At 65.5% G+C, this 22,141-nt stretch carries 15 protein-coding genes and 1 pseudogene; 6 read left to right on the top strand and 10 right to left on the bottom strand.

Translation table 11 applies throughout. From position 1 onward, the window contains the following. Positions 1-171: 171 nt before the first annotated feature. Both ACZ7HQ_RS42570 and ACZ7HQ_RS42565 read right to left on the bottom strand, forming a co-directional pair. On the bottom strand, positions 172-1,224 hold the full coding sequence (locus ACZ7HQ_RS42570) for an FKBP-type peptidyl-prolyl cis-trans isomerase (RefSeq protein WP_471002237.1): 1,053 nt from the start codon (positions 1,222-1,224) through the stop codon (positions 172-174). 1,406 nt (positions 1,225-2,630) lie between these two features. Continuing rightward, positions 2,631-2,825 carry a DUF1918 domain-containing protein gene (locus tag ACZ7HQ_RS42565; protein WP_471002234.1) on the bottom strand — a complete coding sequence of 65 codons (195 nt, stop codon included), beginning with the start codon at positions 2,823-2,825 and terminating at the stop codon, positions 2,631-2,633. 1,868 nt (positions 2,826-4,693) lie between these two features. Here ACZ7HQ_RS42565 and ACZ7HQ_RS42560 point away from each other — a divergent pair. After that, positions 4,694-5,239: a hypothetical protein gene (locus ACZ7HQ_RS42560; RefSeq protein WP_471002231.1), complete on the top strand. Its 546-nt coding sequence runs from the start codon at positions 4,694-4,696 to the stop codon at positions 5,237-5,239. 610 nt (positions 5,240-5,849) lie between these two features. Here ACZ7HQ_RS42560 and ACZ7HQ_RS42555 read toward each other — a convergent pair. Further along, positions 5,850-6,152, bottom strand: a complete 303-nt coding sequence (locus tag ACZ7HQ_RS42555; protein WP_471002229.1) for a hypothetical protein — start codon at positions 6,150-6,152, stop codon at positions 5,850-5,852. Positions 6,153-6,297: 145 nt separating this feature from the next. Here ACZ7HQ_RS42555 and ACZ7HQ_RS42550 point away from each other — a divergent pair, with 145 nt between their 5' ends. Then, positions 6,298-6,498: a hypothetical protein gene (locus ACZ7HQ_RS42550; RefSeq protein WP_471002226.1), complete on the top strand. Its 201-nt coding sequence runs from the start codon at positions 6,298-6,300 to the stop codon at positions 6,496-6,498. Between the two features lie 672 nt (positions 6,499-7,170). Here the strand turns inward: ACZ7HQ_RS42550 and ACZ7HQ_RS42545 are convergent. The 6 genes from ACZ7HQ_RS42545 to ACZ7HQ_RS42520 form a co-directional block, all read right to left on the bottom strand. After that, entirely contained in the window at positions 7,171-7,338 is a 168-nt protein-coding gene (locus ACZ7HQ_RS42545; RefSeq protein ID WP_471002223.1) for a hypothetical protein, read from the bottom strand. A 777-nt stretch (positions 7,339-8,115) separates the two neighbouring features. Further along, positions 8,116-8,568 (bottom strand): hypothetical protein, encoded by a 453-nt coding sequence (locus ACZ7HQ_RS42540; protein WP_471002221.1) that lies wholly within the window; start codon positions 8,566-8,568, stop codon positions 8,116-8,118. Between the two features lie 926 nt (positions 8,569-9,494). Further along, on the bottom strand, positions 9,495-10,664 hold the full coding sequence (locus ACZ7HQ_RS42535) for a cystatin domain-containing protein (RefSeq protein ID WP_471002219.1): 1,170 nt from the start codon (positions 10,662-10,664) through the stop codon (positions 9,495-9,497). 656 nt (positions 10,665-11,320) lie between these two features. Continuing rightward, positions 11,321-12,247 carry a hypothetical protein gene (locus ACZ7HQ_RS42530; RefSeq protein WP_471002216.1) on the bottom strand — a complete coding sequence of 309 codons (927 nt, stop codon included), beginning with the start codon at positions 12,245-12,247 and terminating at the stop codon, positions 11,321-11,323. Positions 12,248-12,263: 16 nt separating this feature from the next. Beyond that, positions 12,264-13,142, bottom strand: coding sequence for a papain-like cysteine protease family protein (locus tag ACZ7HQ_RS42525; protein WP_471002213.1), 879 nt, complete (start codon positions 13,140-13,142; stop codon positions 12,264-12,266). A gap of 1,379 nt (positions 13,143-14,521) precedes the next feature. Beyond that, complete coding sequence (locus ACZ7HQ_RS42520; RefSeq protein WP_471002210.1) at positions 14,522-14,755, bottom strand: PTS sugar transporter subunit IIB; 234 nt, start codon at positions 14,753-14,755, stop codon at positions 14,522-14,524. A gap of 219 nt (positions 14,756-14,974) precedes the next feature. Between ACZ7HQ_RS42520 and ACZ7HQ_RS42515 the strand changes: the two are divergent. Continuing rightward, positions 14,975-15,222, top strand: a pseudogene (locus tag ACZ7HQ_RS42515) (IS5/IS1182 family transposase); the annotation flags it as partial. 545 nt (positions 15,223-15,767) lie between these two features. Further along, the gene (locus ACZ7HQ_RS42510) at positions 15,768-16,547 is read left to right on the top strand and encodes a DUF11 domain-containing protein (protein WP_471002208.1); all 780 of its coding nucleotides are present in this window, start codon (positions 15,768-15,770) and stop codon (positions 16,545-16,547) included. A 745-nt stretch (positions 16,548-17,292) separates the two neighbouring features. On the opposite strand, the gene ACZ7HQ_RS42505 is transcribed toward ACZ7HQ_RS42510, so the two are convergent. Continuing rightward, positions 17,293-18,090, bottom strand: coding sequence for an SGNH hydrolase domain-containing protein (locus ACZ7HQ_RS42505; RefSeq protein WP_471002205.1), 798 nt, complete (start codon positions 18,088-18,090; stop codon positions 17,293-17,295). A gap of 1,536 nt (positions 18,091-19,626) precedes the next feature. On the opposite strand from ACZ7HQ_RS42505, the gene ACZ7HQ_RS42500 reads away from it, so the two are divergent. Further along, entirely contained in the window at positions 19,627-20,271 is a 645-nt protein-coding gene (locus tag ACZ7HQ_RS42500) for a DUF459 domain-containing protein (RefSeq protein ID WP_471002202.1), read from the top strand. Positions 20,272-20,996: 725 nt separating this feature from the next. Next, positions 20,997-22,022 carry a hypothetical protein gene (locus ACZ7HQ_RS42495; RefSeq protein WP_471002199.1) on the top strand — a complete coding sequence of 342 codons (1,026 nt, stop codon included), beginning with the start codon at positions 20,997-20,999 and terminating at the stop codon, positions 22,020-22,022. Positions 22,023-22,141: the final 119 nt, after the last annotated feature.

The raw sequence follows: 22,141 nt of genomic DNA, 5'->3' as shown, positions 1-22,141 counted from the left end.
CGATTTATGCGTGCGCCGTTTCAGCTGCGAGAACCCCGTCTGGAATTCGCAGAACCAGGTCGCGGGACCGACCACCCCACACAGTCGCTCCACGCCGCTGCTGTGTGGGAGGTTGACGCAGACCGGCCTGGCCCTGGCGAGCCGGGCGGGAGCCCGCCTGGCAGCGGGGCGTCAGGCTGCTGCCAGGATGTCCACGCTGAAGACCAGCGTGGAATCCTTCTTGATGAGGCTGCCCGCCGGCGGATTGGTGTCGTAGCCCAGGCCCGGGGGAACGACGATGAGGACTCGACTGCCGACCTTCTTGCCGGTCAGCCCCAGAGCCCAGCCCTTGACGACCTGTTGCAGGGAGAACGACGCCAGCGCGCCTCTGTTGTACGTGGAGTCAAACTCCTTGCCCGTGTCCCACAGCACGCCCTTGTACTGCACCAGCACGGTGCCGTTCGCCTTGACCTCGGGGCCGTCGCCCTCAATGACGTAGTTCGCCACGAGGTTCTTCGGTGCCGTCGCCTTCGAGACAGCGATGGACGGGGCCCTGCCGTCGGTGTTCGTGCCGACCCTGGGAAGCCCGGCGTTGCTCTGCGCAACGGTTTTTCCGAGTGCGGAACTCTTGGAGTTGAAGGTGGCCTCGAGGTCGACGACGAAGACCAGAGTGTCGGTGCCTTTGATGCCGGCCTGAGGGTTTCCCTGTGCACCGTAGCCCGAAGCTGGCGGGACCGAGAATTCAATCCGGCTACCGGCCTTCTTGCCGATAAGGGCATGGTGCCAGCCTTCGATGGTGGAGCCCTGGGCAAGCCGGATGAACAGTGGGGTCTTGCGGTCGTAGGAGTTGTCGAAGACTCTGCCGGTGTCCCACATCTGACCCAGGTAGTTTGCCTGGATGTAGTCGTTCTCCGCGACGATGCGACCTCCACCGGCGATGACGGTCTTGACTGCAAGATTCTTCGATGGCTCACCCGTGCCTTTGGCGACCGTCGGTTTCTCGCCCAGCCGTGTGCCCGCGGTGATAGCCGGCAGCGGACCTGCCACGATCCTTCGCGCCGGCGCGGCGGAAGTGATAGGTGCCGACGACGACGCGCCCGCGCCCTCCCTGCCCGATTCCGTAGCGGAGTAAGGCTTGTTGTTTCCGCATCCAGCGACCACGGCCAAGCCACCAGGGAGGGCGGCCAAGAGGAGCAAGCGTCGACGCACGGAGGTCTCACAGTCGATCGAGTTTGTGGATGCCATGCGTTTAACTCTACGGAGCAAGCAAAGCGGCGCACGGAAAACACACCAGCACCAACCGGGACAACAATCATCGGCCCGGCTGTCGGAGACTGTGACGGTTCACGGCGAGACCGAGGCACCCGACCAGTAGCACGAGGGCCGATGTATGCCGCTCCCAAGTCTCAGGCGGCGAGGGAGCCGCCCGAGACGACTTGCTCGTTCGCGGACTACATTATGTGTTTTGCGTCGCCGCGCATGCGGGTGTTCGTCGCAAGATCAGCCGTGGTCGAGAAGCACGTTGGTCAGCCCGTGTCAATGTCGGTTGCGACGGAAGGATACGTCCCGACCGCAGTGACCAAGGTCTGTGCATTTTGACGTAGTTGGAACTTTAAGCTTCACAGCTAGTTCCACTGGAGTGGGCCCCGTGACGCGCACCTGGATCTGAAGGTCGGCCTTCTCGGCCGTCGTTACAGCTGTACGGCCTACGGCGACATCAGGCGTTGCGTCGGACAACTCGCCTGCGGTGGCCTTCAACTGAGAGTGTGCGCGGCGGGTGCCGAATGCCGCGCGGCCGTGGCGGCCGGTCCCCGTTGCGACGTGTGCCGCGCTGAGCCTCATTCGTCCCTGCTGAGCGCTCACATACGCCGCCCTGATCAGGCAACCCGTCCTGGATTCTCGAAGCGATGGTGGGTCAAAGCTCCATGAGCGCTTCGGCTGCGGTCTGCTGGAGCTACTGGTCGGTGGCACCTTGCTCCTGAGCGTCGGGGAGGCCGACTGCACAACGGGGCGACGGCTCGACCGTCAGGCACAGAAGGCGCGTCACGACGAAAGGGGATGGTGCACTTGTGGTTGCACATGTGCCGCCCAAGCCATCCCTGCCCCCTGGCCACGCTTCCTTGTTGCTGAGTCCTTGAGCCACCGGGTAAACCGTCCGAATGAAGAACCACGGAGCCTCCACACGGGGAAAGCTGGTCACCTACTGGGCACTCGGGCAAAGATGATGGCGTGCACATCGAGGGGTTCGATTTCGTGTGGCGTTGGGATTGAGTGACGCAGAGACACGTGCACGTCAGTCGCACGAGTCTCCTCCTGCACGCTCGCTTAACCCGGATCTCCAGTCGCTACAGTCACTGCCACGGCGCAGCAGTCGACGTGCCATGCGATGTGAGGCACTGCCGTCGACTCGTGGGACGCTGCACAACGGTGCGGCAAGGACAACTGTCGGCGTCAACAGCCGGCCGGATCGGATGTCACCGCGAGCAACTCAATGATGTCGGCGGCCTGCCGGCAGTCGGGGCACGGCGGTTGCAACCAGTGTCAGCGTGTTGAATGCCGCCATACACGCCCTGTGCCGGCTCCGTGTGCATCTGACAGGCCGCCACACACCGAGAGCTGCGCAAGGGCCGCCTCCATCGCCAGGGTTCCGCCTATTCCCTGGCGGATAGGGGCCGGACGAGGGCGTCCGGGCCGGGCGTCATGATGGTTTCGTGCCCGTCGTCGAAACGCACACGGTAGGGAGGCGCCCCATCCTCGCCGAGTACTTCGATGATCTCTCCTCTACGGTCGCTCCGGCCCACAGTCCTGCCGAGGACAAGGAGCCCGTCGCCCACACTGGCCTGCATCCCCGCCACCTCTCTCCAGACATCCTGAACCTGTGCATACCCTGTTAAAGGGCCCACTAGGCGGGTATAACGGAACGCCGCTGACCGGACCCCGGCCTGCGGCCGCTGAACGGACAGTCCCGCACTCTCGTGGCAGCGTCACCACGGTCCCCTCCCCCTTGTGGACGGCCGCATTGGACCCGGCCGCTGCTCCGAGAGCCCGTCAGTCACTTGCGTACCAGCCCCGGAACAACCCGTCACCCGATCGGCCTACACAGGGCCGGCGCGGGATGTACGAGACCCCCCAGTCGGCGCCACGCTGAACGCGAACCGGGCTGCTTCCGTCGGCATGTGAACACCGCTCCGCGGGGAGGCGTTCTGATCGTGATAGCCCTACTCCTCCCGATAATAATGCTTTTCATGTTGTTGGCGCTGGACGCCCTCGAACAGCGCCTGTTCCCCTCCACCGCAATCAGCCCGGCAGCAATCGGGGAATCTCCAGTAGACGCGACGCCATTGACACCATCGCCACACACGAGCATCAGCCCTGCCGCTGAACAAGCAAACGCAAGGGACCATCAACAGAACGCCTCTGGCCTTCCACCGCTGATCCAGCAGTACCTGACGGCCGGGCAGCAGATTACGCCCGGCTCGGCCAGAGCCAGCACCGCCCCACCCACCCCTGAACCGAGGTGCTGTTGCCGGTTGGCCGTGTCGACTGCCAACCGCGCGACTTCCTGAACGTACGGGTCGGCCACATCGACCGGATGCAGGAGACCGGGACCACCGACCACGGGTCGCCTGTCAGACGACCGTCACGCTCGCTATTGTCGACCGAGGCTTCTTCACCCAGACACGCGCTGCGGTCTCGCGGCGGTGCTACCCCGTGCCGGGGCCGGCCACCGCCGGACCCTCGATCGCCTTCGGCACCACTGACCGCCCTCGCCTGCCATGGCGGCGTCACCCCGTGCCCCCACGATTCTGAGAACAGCAGCGGCACCTGCGGCGCCGCAGCGATGCAACCGCGCCCTCCAATGCGTCTTCTGCGCCCCCGGTGTTGATCAGCGTCCGGCGCCCCTCGCGCCAGCTCTCCGCAAGCGGACCACGCCAAGGGAGGGCAAGCACCCGATCCAAGCCGTGCTCGCCGTCGCCCGCCGCCGCGTCAACGTCGCCTGGGTCCCACTGCGCGACCGGCCGCGCGAGGGGCCCCCGCCGCCAAGCGCCCTTGCAACCCGAGGAGGAGAAATTAGGAATTAATTAATACCTTCACCGGAAAACCAAGGCACATGGAATTCGCCACAGGAAATTCACCAACAAGGCACAAATGCAACAGAAAGCATCCGCCTCATCGAGGCCCGCGCGGATTATGGACATATTCTTCTCGCATCGGAGTGGTGGACGCCGTCGAAAACGTTCAACCAGTGGTCGCAACAACAGATATCAGCGTGATATGGCCGTTCGGTTGATTGTCCGAAAAGACCGAAGATCTAACCGTGAGGGGAACTTCCCTGGAGTTTTCCCACGTCATCAGCCCAGGTGAAGGCGTCGACACCTCGCCTACGGATGGCCGGCTACGGAAAGCTGTCGATTGCCTGAAGTGGGTCTTCTTGTGTCCGATCCGAAAGAATCTGGACAACCATATGCAGTAGAAGAATTCACTTTCACCCGCTTGGTCGAGGCGGCCATCATTGGGCGAAAGGTGTCGGGTCTATATACGCATCCCCTTTCCGGGATGGACAGGCTTTTCCTGATCTGATTGGAAGGTAAGGCATATGAATAGGGACCTCTCGCGCCGCCTGATGGCCGTCATGTTCACAGTTGGCGTCGCTGCGGGAGGGGCGCTCGGACTGCTGGGAGCCGCGCAAGGCGCAGCGGCAGAACCGGGCCCCGTGTCGTCCGCCGCCAAGATCGCCCCTGCCCTCGTACACGCGAATGACGCTTTGGCGCCCCTCATCTCTCCCAGCCCTCACTGCAGTGCTGTCCTGGCCACAGCACGGTCTTGCACGACCCACGCTGGTAATACCGGCAAGGGCAGCGGCACCACCGGCAAGGGCAAGGGCGCCACCACAGACGCCGGCACCGGGACGGGCACCACCGACACTGGCACCCCGATCGGCACCGGCACGGGGACCGGCGCCACCAGCACCACGACCGGGACGAGTACGGGCACCACCCCCGCAACGGGGACCAGCACCACCCCCGTCACGGGGACCGGGATCGGGACCACCACCGACACCGGCGCCACCAACACCACGACCAACACCGGCATGGGCACGGGCATCACCCCCGCAACGGGGACCGGCACCACCACCGACACCAGCGCCACCAACACCACGACCAACACCGGCACCGGGACCGGGACCCGGACGGGCACCACCACTGACGCCGGCGCTGGCACCGGCGCGAGCACCGGCAGCGGCAAGGGGTCATGGTGACGTGACGCGTTCATTGGTGCTATAGATGGCGCAGCCTCATCAACGAGACCCGGCTCCATCTGTACATCGGCCCGTCGTGAACCGGTGCGCCGGCAGGCACCGCGCGCTCAAGGCCGCGGCACCCTGCCCAGCAATCTTCTGACCTCCACAATGCGGCTCCCGCGAACACCAGGTGCTCGCGGGCCGCAGTCGTTGAAGCGGCAGAGAGCGTCTGGAGCGAACTCGTTCGATCGTGCGCAGGCCTTCAGACGTCCAGACGATCCGTCATCCACCGTTTTCCCCTGCTCCGACGGCATCGGCGAGGGGATCGATGTCCCGAACGCCGTGCGCGCCCACGGATCGTTGCTCGCCGCACACCGTGCTCCAGGGATCCGCCGGGTGCGGAGTCCAGGTGCAGCCGCTCCTCATGCGTCGCCGCCCCTTTTGCCAGACCACGTCCTGGGAGTGCTTGATCAAGCGCCAGGTGTTCGGCCACGCCAACTTCGGCCTGCTGTGAAAACCTGGAGCAGGTCGTCGGTCACGACCGTTCGTGATCGCGTAGCTGGTGACCCTCCGTGGCTGTGGCACCAAAAGTGACCCGGAACCACGATTCACGCGTCGCCAACCGGGATCAGGCGAACGGGATGGTGCCTTTACCCGCGATGTTCATAGGGTTCCACGGGTAGCCCGCCAGGAAGCCTCGTTCCTGCCCGTTCGGTAATCGCAGCTTGCGGCTGTCGTCGTTGTAGATCTCACGGGCGATGTGGTCGTCCTCCACCGTGATGTAGCCGCCCCAGTCCTCCAGTCCGTCCGCGACGTTGCGGCCGCGGAGCGTGCGGATCTGGTCTCTGGTGAGCGTTCCACTGAGGTCTGCGCGGGCGGTGTGCCACTGACCGTTGGCGAGGACCTCAACGGGACCTGAATAGACGTTCATAGCCCGAGCGTGACGCCGGGGATGCTCACCCGCACGCCGACAACAGTGCAGGTAGCCCCAACACCCATTGAGCGGATGAAGGGAACCTTCCCCATCTAGCACGCGTATCTGACGTATCTGTCTCTCCGCTGAAGAAGGGGATCACATGAGTGCCTGGTCACAGCCATCCCGTAACGGACAGCTACGCACCGACGCGGACCGAATCGCTGCCATCGCTCTACTCAACGCCATCGCCAAGGCCGTCGAGGACACGCAGGAAGCAGCGGTCGGCCGCGATCAACGCATCGCGAACTTGAGGGACCTCGCGGAGGCATACGCGCTCATCACCCGCGACGACTACTACTGAGCACACCCCGCCCCCTTACGGGTGTCCCTGCGAACGGATGCGCTTCACTGCGCGTGGGGGGCGATGGCCGCTACCGCAGCTGTGGCATACGCCTGTCGACGGTGGACTCACCGACCAGATCACCTCGACCACGACGGCTACCAGCTGAGCATGCCGTGGGGAACCTCCGCGTGATCCAGATCGTCGGCGTCACCAGCTGTCTGGTCCGGAACAGGGTGTGTCGAAAGCGGCAGCGGCGAAGGCACCAGCGGCCTTCCAGCCCGAGGTCCGCCCGTCGCACGTTGGGCTTCACGGGTAGACGATCGGTCAGTCCCGCGCGACACAGCAAGGAGGCCACCGTCGACGGCGAGGCCGAGCCGGCAGCGGTCCTGCCGGGGGCTGGGCCCCATGCCAGACAGCGACAGGTCAAGCTCGTCGCCGAGCAACGAGGCGTAGTCCGGGAACTGGGCGCGGATGAGGTGCGACGAGCTGAGCTCCAAGGACATCGCACGGGGGCGCGGGCGCTGGCACGCCGGGACAAGATCTACGTGATCCACCGGGTTGTCACGTGGTCCGCTACGTTGGCCGCGGCATACCCTGGGACGAAACAGCTCCCGGATCCGCGCCGGTCAAGGACCGGAGTTCACGGCCATTCTGCGCAACTTCGCCAGAGCCCTCGTCTCAGGCCCACTGTCAGCGTCTGGCGCTCTTCCAAGCGACGATGGCTGCCCAGCCGAGGAGTACGCTGACGGCGAGGTCTTCGACAAGGGAAGTGGTGTCGCGTTCGACGATCGCACTCATGATTTCGCTGCTGGCCAGGCTGGCAAGAAGAACCGTCAGCAGCAGATAGACGAGTTTCACGGTGTCCCCCGGGTGTATGGCGAAGGGCCGGCCTGATGAAGCGAACGGCGCTCCCAGGTGTCCGGCCTGCCGTGGTGTCAGGGTTGCCGTCCGGGCGGCGACTGAATCGTTCGGTGCGACTCCCGATCATGGAAGACACATCGATGACCAGTTGACAACGGCCGGCGCCCGCAGCGGTGACACACAACTCGGTGCAACTCGTCGGCCCTCGACGGATGTTGGGAATACCTGCGGGAGAAGTCCAACCCCCGCCGAGGGCGATGGAAGGATCCTGCACCAGGGCCGCCCTCGATGTCGAGCGTCCCTGTGGCCCGGCCTGCCGCCTTGGCCGTGGTCGCCCGAGGGAAATTCGTTTTCACTCGGACAAGCACTCGCCGCGCGGGACCCCCCGCACAGGCCCGCGGTTTTCCGTCACATGGCCAGTGGCCCTCTCGCGGGCCGCTCGCAAGTCGGGCAGCTCTCAGCCCTGCCTCACGCCCGGACAGCACCCCAAAAAAACCGCCCGGAAGGGTGACATCATCCGCCTCCTCGAACGGCACCTCGTCCCTGTCCTCCGACACACCAGGTTGGGCCAGCCGTGGCCCTGCACGACCTGGCCGCTCATCCCGGCATGCCACAGACCGACATCACCGCGCGCCGGCTACTACCGCGGCGGCGGCGATGGCTTGCGGGGTGGCGCCTGAGAGGCATGTGCGCGTGGGGCGGCACGGTCGACGCTCATGCCGCGCAGCTGACATCAGAGCACCAGGTGTCTCAGTCGACTGAGTCTGGCTCATCTCATCCGCGAGCAAGGGCGCCGAAGTCACTGGGGATGTAGGCTTTGGTCCAGCGAGAATAGGCATCGCGCTCTTGGGACGTGAAGGCCCGGTCGATGATCCGGTACTGCCTGTAGTAACGCCGTCCCTGGTCGACACGCACACCACGTACCTGGAGCTTGGCGTCCGGCAGTGTGCGCATGCGCCCTGTCGCGCAGTTCGGCTGGCAGGTGTTGATCTCCATGGTGCCTCGGCCGGTCGCTGTCCATGCGCCCCAGTGAAACCAGCGCAGTCCGCTCAGCCCATCGTGCTGAGTAACCAGGAAGGTGCGCGGCTCGGCGGCATCGTGCTTGGCCAGGTCGTAAAGGTGGATCGGCGGGGTCGCCGCCGCGGCGAGTGCCCCTGACACCGGCACCACTGCGGCAGCGAACGCGAGTGCGACGAGCGAGCGCTGAAGTGTGTGACGACGTGGCATGGGCGCTGTCTCCTCGACTGTCGACATGGGCTTGTGCCCGCGTTCCGAAGGCCTGATGACGCGGCTCCCCCGAGATGTCCAGGTTGAGGGCACGTCAGCCCTGACGGAAGGTAGGAAACGGGCCGACCTTCCGTCCGCTGCCCTGCCCGGCTGATTGCTTGCGCGCGAGGACATGGACACCGGCCGCGCAGAACAGCTGGAGAGGCTGGGCTGGGCACGGTCGTACTTTGACGCACGCGTGGGAGAAAGGGGTCCGCCCCATGATGGTGAGCGTCTACGCAGGCACAGCAAGGGCGGACAGGACGCAGCATATGTCTCTTGGCCAAGTGCCACACAAGGCGGACCCGTTGCCGGCCAACGCGTCAGTGAAAGCAGCTCACTCTCCCTGCCGGGGGCGATGGGTCTCGAACCCGATCGCCGCCGGCGGGGGCATGCCCAGGCAAGAATGTGATGGGTCATGCAGCGTCCCGGCGGGGTCCTTCCGTACCTCCCCTCGTGGTGCGGAGATGCCGGCTATGAGGATGTTCGATGACCGGGACACGCAAGAGGTACGACGTGGGGTCCCGGCCCGTGGGCGGTCAGGATTGTCCGGGAGGCAGACAAGCCGATCGCGCAGGTCACCCGACGAACGCCGTGAGCAGCTCACCACTGCCTGCGTGAGGTGTTCGACCGATCACTCACGGGACAAGGCAAACCACCGGTCGCCCCGGATGTGGTCCGGCGTGAATTCACCGCCCAGGCTCCCCATGTCCGCTGGTTCGGGGACATCACCGATCGGGATTGGCGCGGACAGGCACCGCCTCGCCACCGTCATCGACCTGCACGCCACCGGCTTCCAGGCCACGCGAAGGGCACCCGCCACGATGCCCGCCCGGTGCGGGTGGGACAACGCCGCACCGGGCGCACCCGTCCTCAAGGAGGGTGTGTCAGGCAGACTTCACAGACGCCAGGCTCACGGCTACCGGCTGTGCCCCGGGATCGACACCGGGGTTCATGCCCTTCACCGGATGCCCAACAACCGGCCCCACTCCGAACGGCTTCAGCGGCACCTTGTCCACCGGCTTCGGCAAGACCATAACTGTACCTGCCCCCGGATCGATCCCGGGTTCCGGCGTCGTAGGCGCGAACGACGTCAACGTGCGGACGTGCTCCCACGGCCGCTCATAAACAACCGCCTCCATCAGCTCCGCAGTCGGGCGGTCAACCTGGATCTTCAGACGATAATTCCTCCCTGCCACAACTTGCGTCTCAGCGCTCTGCACCGACATCACGTGATAGGCGGCATCACCCGACAGATGCTGTTTCTTGTTCGCCTCAGCCACCGCCCACGCCGCGAGTGCCTGAATATCGGGGTCAGACACATCCTTCACCGCGTGCCAGCCACCCACATAGCCCGGACCACCCGGCTGCGGCGTGAAGGACGTCAGGGTGTGGACGTTCTCCCAGGGCATGACATGAATGACGGCTTCGACTACCTGCGCGCTCGGGTGGTCCACCTGAATCCGAAGGCGATAGTTCTTCCCGTCCACGACCTGCGTCTCAGCGCTCTGCACCGTCACCACGTGGTACGCGGCATCACCCGACAGATGCTGCTTGCGGTTCTCCTCCTTCACCGCCCACGCGGCGAGGCGCCGAATGCTGGCAGCAGAGACGTCCTTCACCGGATGCCAACCACCCACGGCTCCCGTACCACCCGGCTGCGGTGTGGCCGTACCCGAGCCGCCCGGTTCAGGCTTGCCGTCACCGTCATGCCCGTGCCCGTGCTCGTGCTCAGGCAGGGAATGCCACAGCCGGCCCCAGCCGTCGTCGTCGTGGTCCGTGCGCCACTCGCCATGCTCTCCGGCAAACTGATGCCCGCTCGGATGCGTTGCATCCGAGCCAGCAGCAGCGCCCGCCGGAGCGGCAGGGGCAGTGCCCGTGGGAGCGGCAGCGGTAGCGCCCGCAGGAGTGGCAGTGGGCTGCGCCTCAGCCGCCAGAGCGGGCGCCGCGCCGGCCGCGCCGATTCCGATCACGGCACCCACAGAAAGAGCGATCGCCGCATACCGGCTCGCCACAACGGTCGACGTCTGGCGAACCTTCTTGTGCTGTCCCGACATGTCATCCTCCACTATGCAGGAACTCGGCGACCGCCGCGGCCCCATGAAAAGTTCCCTGGGCCCAGCACAACGCTGGGCCCTGTTTCCTTGAACTAACTCGGCCGACAAGAGGCCTGTACTGCCTTTAGGACCCGGCAACCACTCGCCGTGTTACGCAGGATCTGGGCCCTTCTTTCATGAAGTAGGTCACCCGCACCTCGCCTCGAGCATCCGGTCGCCTCCCGGCACGCACCTCACCCACAGCAGTCCCTCGATGACACAGCCCTCTGATCCGGGCCACTTCTGCGGCAGCACGCCCTGAGGGAGCGCACCGCAGGTCCTCACCGCCCCGGCCGGCAAGCTCCCGTGGACTTCCCCCCGGCTCTGCCCAGGCGGCATGTGTGCGGTGTGTCCGCGGTGGTGGTTGTAGGTGTGCGACCGCTGTGGGCCACGATGCAGTAGTCCGATCATGACCGCACAGTTCAGGCGCCGTCGAAGGCGACGTCCATCGGCTGAAGAGGGCGAAACGCCAGGTGTTCGGCCACCCCGACCTCGATCTGAGGTGGGGTGTCGCGGCCAGTGATCTGTCGGCCCCGGGCGTGGTGGTGCGGCCGCCACGGCCGGCTTCGTTCCATGGCCGGTTGCCGGTCCCCCGGGGACCGGCAACCAAAGCCGTGTCAGTGCTCGGTGACCGCCCTGCGTCGGCGTATGTACATGGCGCCGCCCACCGCCATCAGACCGGCGGCCGCAGGAAGAGCGGCCAGCTGCCAGTGGTCATTGGAGCGCGGTGAGGGGTCGACCGCCGTGGGCTGGGGGTTCTCCCCCGTCGCGGTGAGGCTCGCGTATCCGCCGGCCAGTCCCTTGCGGTCGTACTCGGAGCCCGGCAATTTGTCCCCGTAACGCTTGTTCACCAGCTTCTGGTAGGCAGCGAGCGGGAGACGGTCATTGCCTCCGAGGCCGGTCCGAGCCGCCTTGTTGAGTGGTTCGACCAGTCCCTTGTCCGTGAGCCGGTACCAAGCGTTGATCTGCGGCTCGCTGAAGGTGCGTGCGTGTGGGGCACCACCGCTTTCAGCAAGGGTGACCTCTTTGTCTCCATCACGGATACCGGAAAGTTGCCAGCCGTCGCTGCCAACGGCTCCGCCGCCGACATTTTCGGTCCGGCCCTTCGGAGAGAGCAGCACAGAGGCTCTCTGACCGTCCGAGGCGGTGACCCGGGACGCGAGGAAGGAGAGCCGCAGTCCCTCCTGAAGGGCACCTTTGACCTTGCCCAGGACGAAGTCGGGGCTGACCTCGTAGATCGGCACCAGGGACTGAAGGTCGAACTGGGGTGCGTCTGCCGCTGCGGTATCGTCCGCGGACCCACCGCCGCCCTGCGTACCGCCGTCGGCGCCGGTGTTCCTTCCCGATTTGGCCGCGACCAGGAAACGCGAGACGGTCTCTTTGACCCTTTCGGTCTGGAGCACCCTCTGGGCGGACCGATAGCCGGTGATGTCGCCGCTGTCGTCGGCGGCGTGCGCCGGGGTGATGGCCATCGCGGTGACCGCTGCCGCGGCGAGGACGCCACCCCAAGCGGGCGCATGCAGGAAACGTCGCTTGATGTGCATGGTCAGTCGTCCTCCTTTAGTTGTGAATGTTGATACGCGAGTTGGTCCACTCGAACTGGTTATTGCTCGCGTATTTGTCGTAGGCCCACCACGTGTACGTCTGCGTGTCGGGCCATGGGTCACCCACTGCGATCATGCGGCTCGTGCTGTCGTAGCCGTAAATGACATTCATGTGGCCGCCGCCGCTGAGCCAACCGATCCGGACGGCGAACGGATGGCCGGCCTTGATTTGGTCAGTGGTTTGGGAAAAGGAGGCACGGCTGATACTTTCGCCGCTGTCGGCAATTCCCATCTTGGCGAGTCCGTTGGCCATGTCTTCGAGCGTGGCGGGCTGGTTGTTGCAGTTCACCCAGCGGCCACTCGCGGCGAGTTGGCAGAAGGCTTGCTGGTCATAGCCAGTGAATCCCCAGTATTTGGCGATGGTCAGGCCTGACGCGTCCCAGCACCACTGGGTCTGAACCTGTTTCTGCATCTTGATATCGACGGTCTTCTGACCGGTCGTTTGGATGCCTGGGGTCGCGGAGGCGTCCGAAGTCGCGGGGGTGCCTGGGGTCGTGGAGTCACCCGGATCAGGATCGCCGCTACAGGTGGGGAGACTGTTGGTGTTCTCGGCGATGAAGGCGTCGGCAATGTAGTACGAACCTGAGCGCACCCATCGGGAGTCGTTCTCGACCCTGGTGCCAGTGGTCCGGCAGGTCATCGCAAGTTGGTCACCCACGCGTGAGCGGCCGACTACGGTGGAGGAAGTTGAAGGCTGGGAACGCTGATTGATGAGGGTGTAGCCACCCTGCCCGCCGTAAAGGGTACCGGTGACTGCGGCCTGGGCTTGGGTGCCGATGGCCAGGCCAAGGGCCACGCCGAGCGTAGCCGTGAAGGCGGCTATGAGCGCTTTCACTCTTTTGGATAATCGAACCCTATGCACCATTTTCCTTTCAAGAGGACGGGACCGACTGCGGCGCGCTGGCGCAGGGGTGGTGGCCTGGACACGCAACGACGCACCGCGGTCGGTGAGGCGTAAACATCTTGTCAGAGCGGAGAGGCGACCTCGGCACCAATACCCATGCCCTAAGCCCTCATTGAGCTGTGCAACAAACGTCCTACTTTACTGACCGTCCATCAAATCATCTTGGGCCAGGCGATTCTGACGATCCGTCGTCCGCCTCACGTCGACTGCCCGATGTGCAGCAAATTCGAGGTATGTGATCTTGCCTACACCAGCCCAACGCAAACTGAGCAATTCGGACTGTCACCGGAATAGTTACTCGCGGGTTATTAAAAGCGCTACTGACGAGTCAACCTGGAATTGTCTCCGGTGGGCTTTCCGCCTCTGGCTGCCTTCGAAGAGCCCGACGAGGCACAGCGGCTGTCCAGAACGTGACACGCCGCAGCCCGCAGGCACCGCCTGAGCAGCAACGCGGACACCCACGAACCCGCGTGCCATCAGGAGAGCAGCAGCGCCCAGCGGCCGAACTCGTTCGCGCGCGACAGCGGTCGGCCCCGATCTGCTCCGACGTCAGCCAAGCGGCCTTTGGTCGCCCAGTCGGCGCGTCTGTGCCGCACCCGCGCCTCGGCAGTGACCGAAGCGACTGAAATTCGACATAGGCGTGACGAAGGTTGTAGGTACGGTGCCGTCGGGTTCAGTCCTGTTTCGGCGAGGCGTCCGTCGATGCGATCGCCGCGGTACCGGAGCCGGCGCCGGCCATGGCGGGGTGCGGCGACGAGGCGTTCGGAGTCGGCGAAGACCGTGTTGGCCTGGCTGCTGCGGCGAGCCCGGACTTGCCCGACGAACGTCCCGGGAAAGGCTCTTGCGGCGGCAGATGTACCGGCGTGCTCGCGGCCTTACACCACCTGAGGGGAGCCCCATGGCCGCTCATCCAGTGGTGGCTCGGTCACCAAGCAAACCGAACACGTGGACTCTGAATCGGTCGGCCGGGCCTCAGCAATCCCGACCGACCGATTCCCGGAAAGGGACAGAGCGCCATGCGTAACACCCCATCCGCATGTATAGAGTCCAAGACAGGCAAGTATGACGCCACGAGCACCAACATGAAATCCCCGACGGGGTTCGGACGAACCCGTGGCGCGCTGGACCGTCCGCACCTGGTGCGCGGTCAGCGGGCAGACGGTCGGCTTTCACCCCGGGACGGACGGTGTTCCGTCGCTGGGGACTTCGCCGTCTTGGTCAAGTAGGCGGCCGCGGTTGGCAGACGGGGCCGAGTCCGACAGACACCGCGAAGGCGGCCTCAGCCATGGGTACAGATTGGAAGACGAAGATCACAACATCTCTTCGATCTCCTTGGCGACTGGATTCGCTTCGGAACCGATGATGACCTGGACACAGACACCCACGTTTACGACACCATGGGCTCCGGCGGACTTCAGGGCGGCCTCGTCGATCTTGCTCGCGTCGTGGACCTCGGCTCTCAGACGAGTGATACAGGCCTCCACCTCTTCGATGTTCGCGATCCCGCCGAGCGCGGCAACGATCTTCTCAGCCTTGGTGGCCATGTCTTTTCTCCTTGATGGATTCGACCGGGCGCACAAAGTTACTCCCATGTGCACGCTCAGGCCGGAGTGCCGGAGCGAGCACAGCGAGGCTGTCTGACGTCTTCCCGCAGGTAACGGCGCATTACATCGCTGATGCGGTCGAGCTCCTCGGCGAGCGCGAGGCCTAGATGCTGCTGCTGTGTCATTGCTGCTGTCTCCCATGGGGCTTTCGAACCCACGGCCGCAGCCCGGCCCTTCTGCTCCGGCAAACACAAGAAGAACGGCATGAACATCCGGTCCTTGCCGACCCCAAGGGCCGTCTGCTGTGGGCGCCACCAGCCATGGCCGGGGCCGTCCACGACGTATGGGCGGCCCTCGAGAACGGCACCGTCGATGCTCTCACCGAAGCCGGTGTCAACCGCAGGGCAGGCAAGGGATACCCGGGCGCCACGGGCACTGTGCGAACCGCCTGCTGGGGCCGGCTCGACCACTCGCGTCACAAGCCTCGTCCAGGCCGCCCTCACCCTGCAGCCGGCCAGATCGGACCGAGCAGGGAAAGGGCTCACCGGATCCCGTCCCTTCTCGTTGGCTGTCACGCGGATCGCGCCGTCGGCCCAATCGGCCTTCAGCGAAGGGCACGGTTCCAGATGCGCTGCGGGGGGCTGCAGCGCCGGCCGACTGTCCACGCCCGCCTGCAGGCCCCGAGGTCCAGCGGCCCAGCCCGTCGACGCGTCAGTCCGGACTCCGGGCACACGTCGGGAGTCCGGAACCGGATGTGTCCGCGAAAGGCCCGTCGTCGCTTCGGCCGGTTCGTTGATGCGCGGAAGCGTCCACAGGCGGCTTGGCTCTCTCGGTGCTCAGGCCCGCGCCGCGTATTGACGCTGCGGTGGAGTGGCCGCCCAGCGTGACCATGCGCCGACCGCTGGTGTCAGGGAATTGCCGGAACGGTCAACTCCGGCCAAGACCTGCTGGGCAGATCCACGGTGACTGCCCGACGGTGTCCAAGTAGTCGATCGGGAGCGGCCCACGCGTCATGCAGGCGATGTGTGGAGGTCTTATAGGCGAAACCCTTCTTACCGGGAAGGGATCTCCCTCTTCCAAGGAGCGATTGAGCGTGAGCAAGCAGTTGTTGACTCTCCCGGGGCGTATGGCGGCAGCCGTTCTTACGGCCGCTGGTATGGCGGTAGGTTCCGTGGTTCTGTGGGGAGTCCCGCAGGCCGTAGCGGCAGAGACCTCCTGTGATGGTCCGCAACGGGTAGCCGAGCCTTCCGCGGGCTCCCCGGCCTGCGCACCGGTTGACCTGGCCATCGCAGAGCGAGGGCCTGCCCTTGTACGGCAGGGTGAGCCGCTTGAATACAGGATCGTGGTGGCAAATTACGGGCCGGAAAAGTCTTCGGGATGGGTCGTCAAGGATTCCTCCCTCCCAAGGGGGCTGGTGAACCCCCGGGCCAGCAGCCCGGATTGCTCTATCAAGGGCAGGACACTCGTGTGCCATGGCAGCCCGCTGGCCAAGGGTGACAGCACTACTTTCACCGTTACTGGTGTTGCCGGTACCGGGGGTGCGAGGTTCACCGACTCCGTCTCCGTCAATGGCAAGGAATCCGACCCGGACCCCTCCAACAACGTTTCAACGGCCAGTACCAATATTGCGTCATCGACCAAGGCTGTGGCGCTCCCTCGGGTCGTGCACCAGGCGAAGCCCAAGGCTGGTTGCGCTCGCCACGGCGACCGGCCTACCCGTTCGAGCAAGGCCTCAAAATGCGGATCGACCTCTCGTGCCCACTGTGCCGCACCCCGGACCAGGAAGCATTAGGGCCACCGCGAAGACTTACGCGGCACTTCATTTGATGTGACCTTGTGGCACGCTGTCCGGATGCCGAGTGGGTGGCGCCGCCGGCTCCGGGCCCCCGCCGGGCAGTGGCCGGCGTCGGCACGGTGGCCGAGAGGTCCTGCCAGTGATCGCGTTGGTGGCCACGTCAGGTGTCCATGGACCCAGCTACCGCGAAATCCGCAGCCGGGCGAGCCGGCTGACCTCGACGCGCCGTCGACTCCGTGAGCAGCCGGGCAGTCACAGCGGGCCATTGTGACCGGACCACATCCGACACCGACCGCGGCAAGAGCGGCTCGAAGACATCTCACGCCGTTGGTGATCAAGTCCGGCGTCCATACGGCTTCATACGGCGAGTTCCGGCGGTGTTGTGAACGCCCGAGCCGGCTCGTACTGCGTGCGGTTCCGGAGGCAGTGGTAGAGGCGGCCGAGGAGCATGTGAAGAGGTTCTTGAGCGCGGCGGTGTGGCGTTCTCCTGCGGCCCGTCGCCGCTCATCGTGGGCCCGCGGGGCGTCCGAGCGCGGTGAGGCAAAGAGGGACAGCTTGCCGCTCGTAGCGACGGGGGAGACGGCGACGTCCTGCGAGCCGGGCCATGGTGCGCTCGCTGGGCCGGCGGTGACGCCCCGGCTTCTGTGATGTGTCAACTCCCTTGCGGCGGGCCATGGCGTGATGTGGCGTAGCCGGAGCCATCGCCTCAGGTGACGGTTGTCGTAGATCTTGAGAGCATTTATCAAACGACGCTACCGGTCTGGAACATCTGATTGAGGATCCAAGCGCCGAGCCGCTTATCCACTTCCGGACTGGTGTGCCTGGTCTGGTCGTACACCGTGATTCCATGAATTCGGGATGGGCAGGCGTCGGCATTGCACAGCTGATCGCGAAGGTTCAGCAAATGCACATCCACATGGTTGCGGGCGGCGTTCTCGATCACATCGTTCGCCACCCGCGCCGATACGTCGAAAGGTACGGCGTTCATGACATAAACAGGCGTATTACGTGCGGAGAGAATCTCGACAGCGCGGTCAAGGTTTTGTGCGAAGCGCTCTCGCTGATCGGGGTCGGCCAGGTCCCGAGGCGGAGCGTCCCAGGTGACCTTCCGGCGCTGCGAATCCCATTGCGCGACCATCAGGAGCACGGCATCAGGACGATACTTGTCCATCAACTGCGGCCACAGGGTGGGCCATTGGTTGCCGATGGAACCATAATTGTCAGCCGTGAACCGGATCCCGCAGCCGCCACAGCCCTTCATATAGACGACCGTCCCAGGCGAGGCTGCCCGCATGCCGGACGCCATATGTTCCGACCAGGAATCCCCGACCGTGAGCACCTTCTTTCCCGCGGCTAGCGGGGTCGCGCGGTCCGTGCCCATGGGGGGTTCGTCGCGGATCGCGATGTGCTCCGCACTCGCGCCCGCGCTTAGCCAGTGAACTTCTGCCGGCACAGCCGAAGCAATGGGCGCAAGTACCGAACAAAGGGCCAGTCCTGAAGTCGTCAGCGCGGCTCTCGGTTTCAATCTGTTCAGCTTCATGCCATCATCCCAGGATCTTCAGTTTCGAAATCTTCCCATGCATGGTCAGCCGAAACACGACTTTCACTTCGAAGTGACCCGCTGACCACAGCGGACCGTCGCGCCACCTGTCAGAAAATTGTCCGCACCATTCGGCCCAACGCGAATAACCGCGCCAACGGCCACGCTCCCGATGCCGCCTCCACCAGCGCCGCCCTCGTGCTATAGACGGATTGAATCATTGAAAATGACGCCAACACACATGCCGAACAAACGGCGCGTGCGCCAGCCCCGGTCGCGTTCGGCCCTCTTTACGCGACGCCCATTCGAAGGGGGCGACGTCGACGGCTCGCCTGCACACCGTGACGTTCGTGGTGAGCGGCTGTCGTCGAGACCATGGGCGGAGCGGGTGCGGCGGCCGGAGCGGGCCGGAGATCGCCCGTGAGAAGCGCGCCGAGGGAGAGGCACCCTGTGGCGGCCGCCCGCAGCCGAGCCCGGCGGGTCTGCCCCGCCGGTGGAGGAGTCGCGGCGCGTGGGCATGCAAGTGACGCCGGTCGATGAGGTGAGGCCGTCCAAGGCCGATGTTCCCCGCGGGTGTGGGGCGCACCGCGTCTCGGATCGTCCGGGAAGGGCTGACCAGCGCCCGCGAGCACGCCCCCCATATGCAGACGGTGGCCCCAGTGACCGGAAGCAGACAGGAGAACTGACCGTCGAAGTACGCCACCCGCTCCCCGCGCAGGGGCCGCAGCCGTCCATCCCCGGCTCGGGTGCCGGCCTGATCGGACCGACCGAACGCGCCGCGTTGGCCGGCGGCCGTGTCGCACACCGTCCGACATCGTCCGACGAGTTCCCTGTCCATGCCTGGCCGCCATGGGCCGCGGCCGACGACACCGCCTGACGCCGGATCTGTGCACCATTTCGGGCCGGACCGCCGACGGCGTGCTCCAGACAGCGGGCGAGGAGAGCGGACGGACCAGCTGTGTACGAGTGCGCTCGTGGCGTCCGGGCGTGATCGCGGGTGTTCAGCTGGTCGTCGGAGACCGACGTCGGCCCCGTCGAGTTCGCTGTACCGGGGGGCGTGGGCGGCAGAACGGCGGGGCGTTCCAGCCTCGGACCGTCAAGGAGCGGCACGGGCGGACCCGCTCAAGACGGTCACGGCGAGCAGCGTCGTTGGGGCCATTCGGGTTCAAGGCGTGTCTACCATGACGGCCACCTTTAGCCGGTCTATATTACGATGCTCAAATAGTGCTTGAGGTAGCGAGTTGGGACGGTTCCATCCGGCATGCCGCCGGCTGGTCGAAATTCCCGGGCCACGAAGGGCAACTCGAACGAATGTGCATCTGTGCATCCATTAATACGCGTTGATATGCCAGGAGCGTCGACATGAAGCCGAAAGCGCGCGGCACGGGAATGACTTTCGCATCGTTATGTCTGGCCGCCTGCACAGCCCTTGCGGCGCCGGCGGCCTGGGCCACGGCGCCTACCGGAGCGCACATGCCAGGCGGTGGCCCAAGGCGCGCGGAGAGCCCCGCTGAGCCACCTCTGGGGGCGGACGCCGTGACCCCGCTCGCCGCGGGCAAGAAGGTGCTCTCGGTCGGTGACTCCTGGGCTTATCACATGGAGGCCGGCATGCGGGCGGTCTCACCCGGAACGATCGTCTACGGAGCGGGCGGCGGGGGTTGCGGGATCCTGCTGCCGGTCGAGGGCGTGGCCCCCGCGTGCAACCAATGGCCCACTTCATGGCCGCAGATGATGGACACCTACCACCCCGACGCCGTAGAGCTGATGGTCGCGGTTTGGGACCTCATGCCGCAGAAAACGTCCTGGGGCGCTCCCGCCCAGAGTCTTTCCGAACCCGCCCACCGGCTTCGCTTCGCCCAGAACCTTGAGCGTGCGATCAACATTCTGTCCGTGCGGAACACCCCGGTCTACCTTATGAATTCTCCGCGCGTCCACGACCCTTACACCGGCGCCTGGGCACAGGAGATGAACGAACTCCTCGAGGAGGCTGCCCGTAGCCATCCGAACGTGCACGTATTGAACATCCGCGATCAGCTGTGCGACGCCGTCAGCTGCCCCGCAGTGCTCCATGGCATCAACGTGTACGACGAAACCATGCACACCACACCTGCTGCGGAGAAGCGGCTTGGAGCATGGATCCTGAACGAAATGTTCCAGCCCGACTACACCCCTGGGAAGTAGACATCGGAACACGCCTCCCGGAGCAGTCGACAGAAGGCAGAGGAGCGGGCAGAGGGCACTGACGCGTGCGCTGCCCATTGCTGAAGGCGGAAGTCAGCCAAGCGGCAGCCGGGGGCCTGGCGCCGGTGGTCCGCAGGTCCGCCAGCCGCGTCCTGCCGATACCACCGGGGCCGGCCGGGGTGAGCCACCGGGTCTTCGAGACGAGTCAGGTTCGCTTCGTGGCTCGCATGGGACGGCAGCGGGGTCTGCAGGCGTCGAATGATCCTGTTCTGGCAACCTGCCGAAAGGTGGTCCGCTGCTGCTCTGTCCGCCGCGGCGCGGGAGGTACTCGGACGGACCGGATCCCGGTCGATGAACGGGCGGTGCTGCGTGGGGTTGTGTGACGTCCTGTACACGGGTGCGAGCTGGGCGGATGGCAAGCCGCGGCAGTTGAACGGCGAGCCGGTGGGGCCCTGTCGGCGTATAGGCCCATGGCGAACCTTTAGTGCCCCGGGGCCACAACCGGCCCGCCCTTCAGAGGGCGTCGATGCTCATGTTCTCTCCAGGTCCGGCCGGCTGATGGCCTCTGCCGGCGACCGGAGACCGACGAAGAGCTGGTGCGATTTCGACCAATACGGTGAGATTTTAGGGCTTTCGCTGCCCTCGGGGCTGGTCGATGGGATGTTGAGGCTCCTGACACACCTATCACTCGGAGGCGCGCAATGTGTTCGTGCGCGAAGGCGGATTTGGCCGGTCACCTCGGTAAATGGGAGGTGTGGGAGGCGCTGGCCCCGCGGGCCCCGGATGCCGATGGACCGGTCGGCAGCGCATCGGAGAGTGAGATCGGCGGCTTCACCCGTCGCGTGCAGCCGTGGCGCATCACCGCGACCCCGGAAGAGATCATCATGTTCAACCCGGACCTGTCGGTGCTCTTTCCCGGATCAGTCGTGCAGTCCGCTCCGGCGATTCAGCAGGGCCTTCTGGTCCCCGCGGGGATCGAGGACGTCGAGCGGGCCCCTCTGCCGATCGTCATCGATCCCCTGCCTTCCGGGAATTCGCTCACGGTCGATCCCCCCTCCCACGGCATGGTGCTGAACGCCGTAAGGTCGGCGGTAGAAGGCAGGCCGGCTCCCTCCAGCAACGTCGTCTTCCGTACGGTCGGCTTTCATACCGGCGCCCAGACCGCGCTCGGGCTCGGCCTGTCGGCGTCCTACCTCGGCTTCGGTGATGTCCCGGAAGTGGATCGGCGGCGCAAGGACGGCTACCACGCCGTGGCCGTCTACCTGCGCGAACGTGCCTACACCGCCTCCTGCGACGTGCCCTCTGCCAACGCGCTCATCAACAACGACTTCACTGGACAGCGGCTCGACGAACTCGTCGATTCCGGCGCCATGGGCCCGGAGAACCCTCCCGTCCTCCTCTCCCATGTCATCTACGGCCGCGTCCTTGCCTTCGTGGTCACTTCGACGGCGGCAGAAGAGGACCTCGACCGGGCCATCAGGGCCGGCTACTCGGCTTTCGTCAACATCAGCAGCGAGCTCAAGCACCAGTATCAGGAGGTCCTTGGCAACGCGAAGATCACACTCCTCACTCCGGAAGGCAACCCTGCCATCGTTCAAGAGCTGCTGAAGAGCGGCGACCTGGCCGGCTCCTTCAGGAAGCGGCGCCACATGGCGAACTACAGCCCCATCGGCTTCAGGATGAAAACCCTGGACGGCCGCCCCGCCACCAAGAGCGAGACCGTCGACTACCAGAGGATCACCTGGTCCTGACCGCCCGACCGCATCAGGATCAGGACGAGCCGGTGGGGGGGGGGGGGGGGGGGGGGGGGGGGGGGTGCCCACCCAGGGTGGGGGGTGAGTTGGGTCCGTCCACCCCCCCAGCCCGTCCG

Source organism: Streptomyces sp. NPDC037290, from assembly GCF_055603245.1.
The sequence above is the reverse complement of the archived record's forward strand: the minus strand, read 5'-3'. Positions and strand labels throughout refer to the sequence as shown.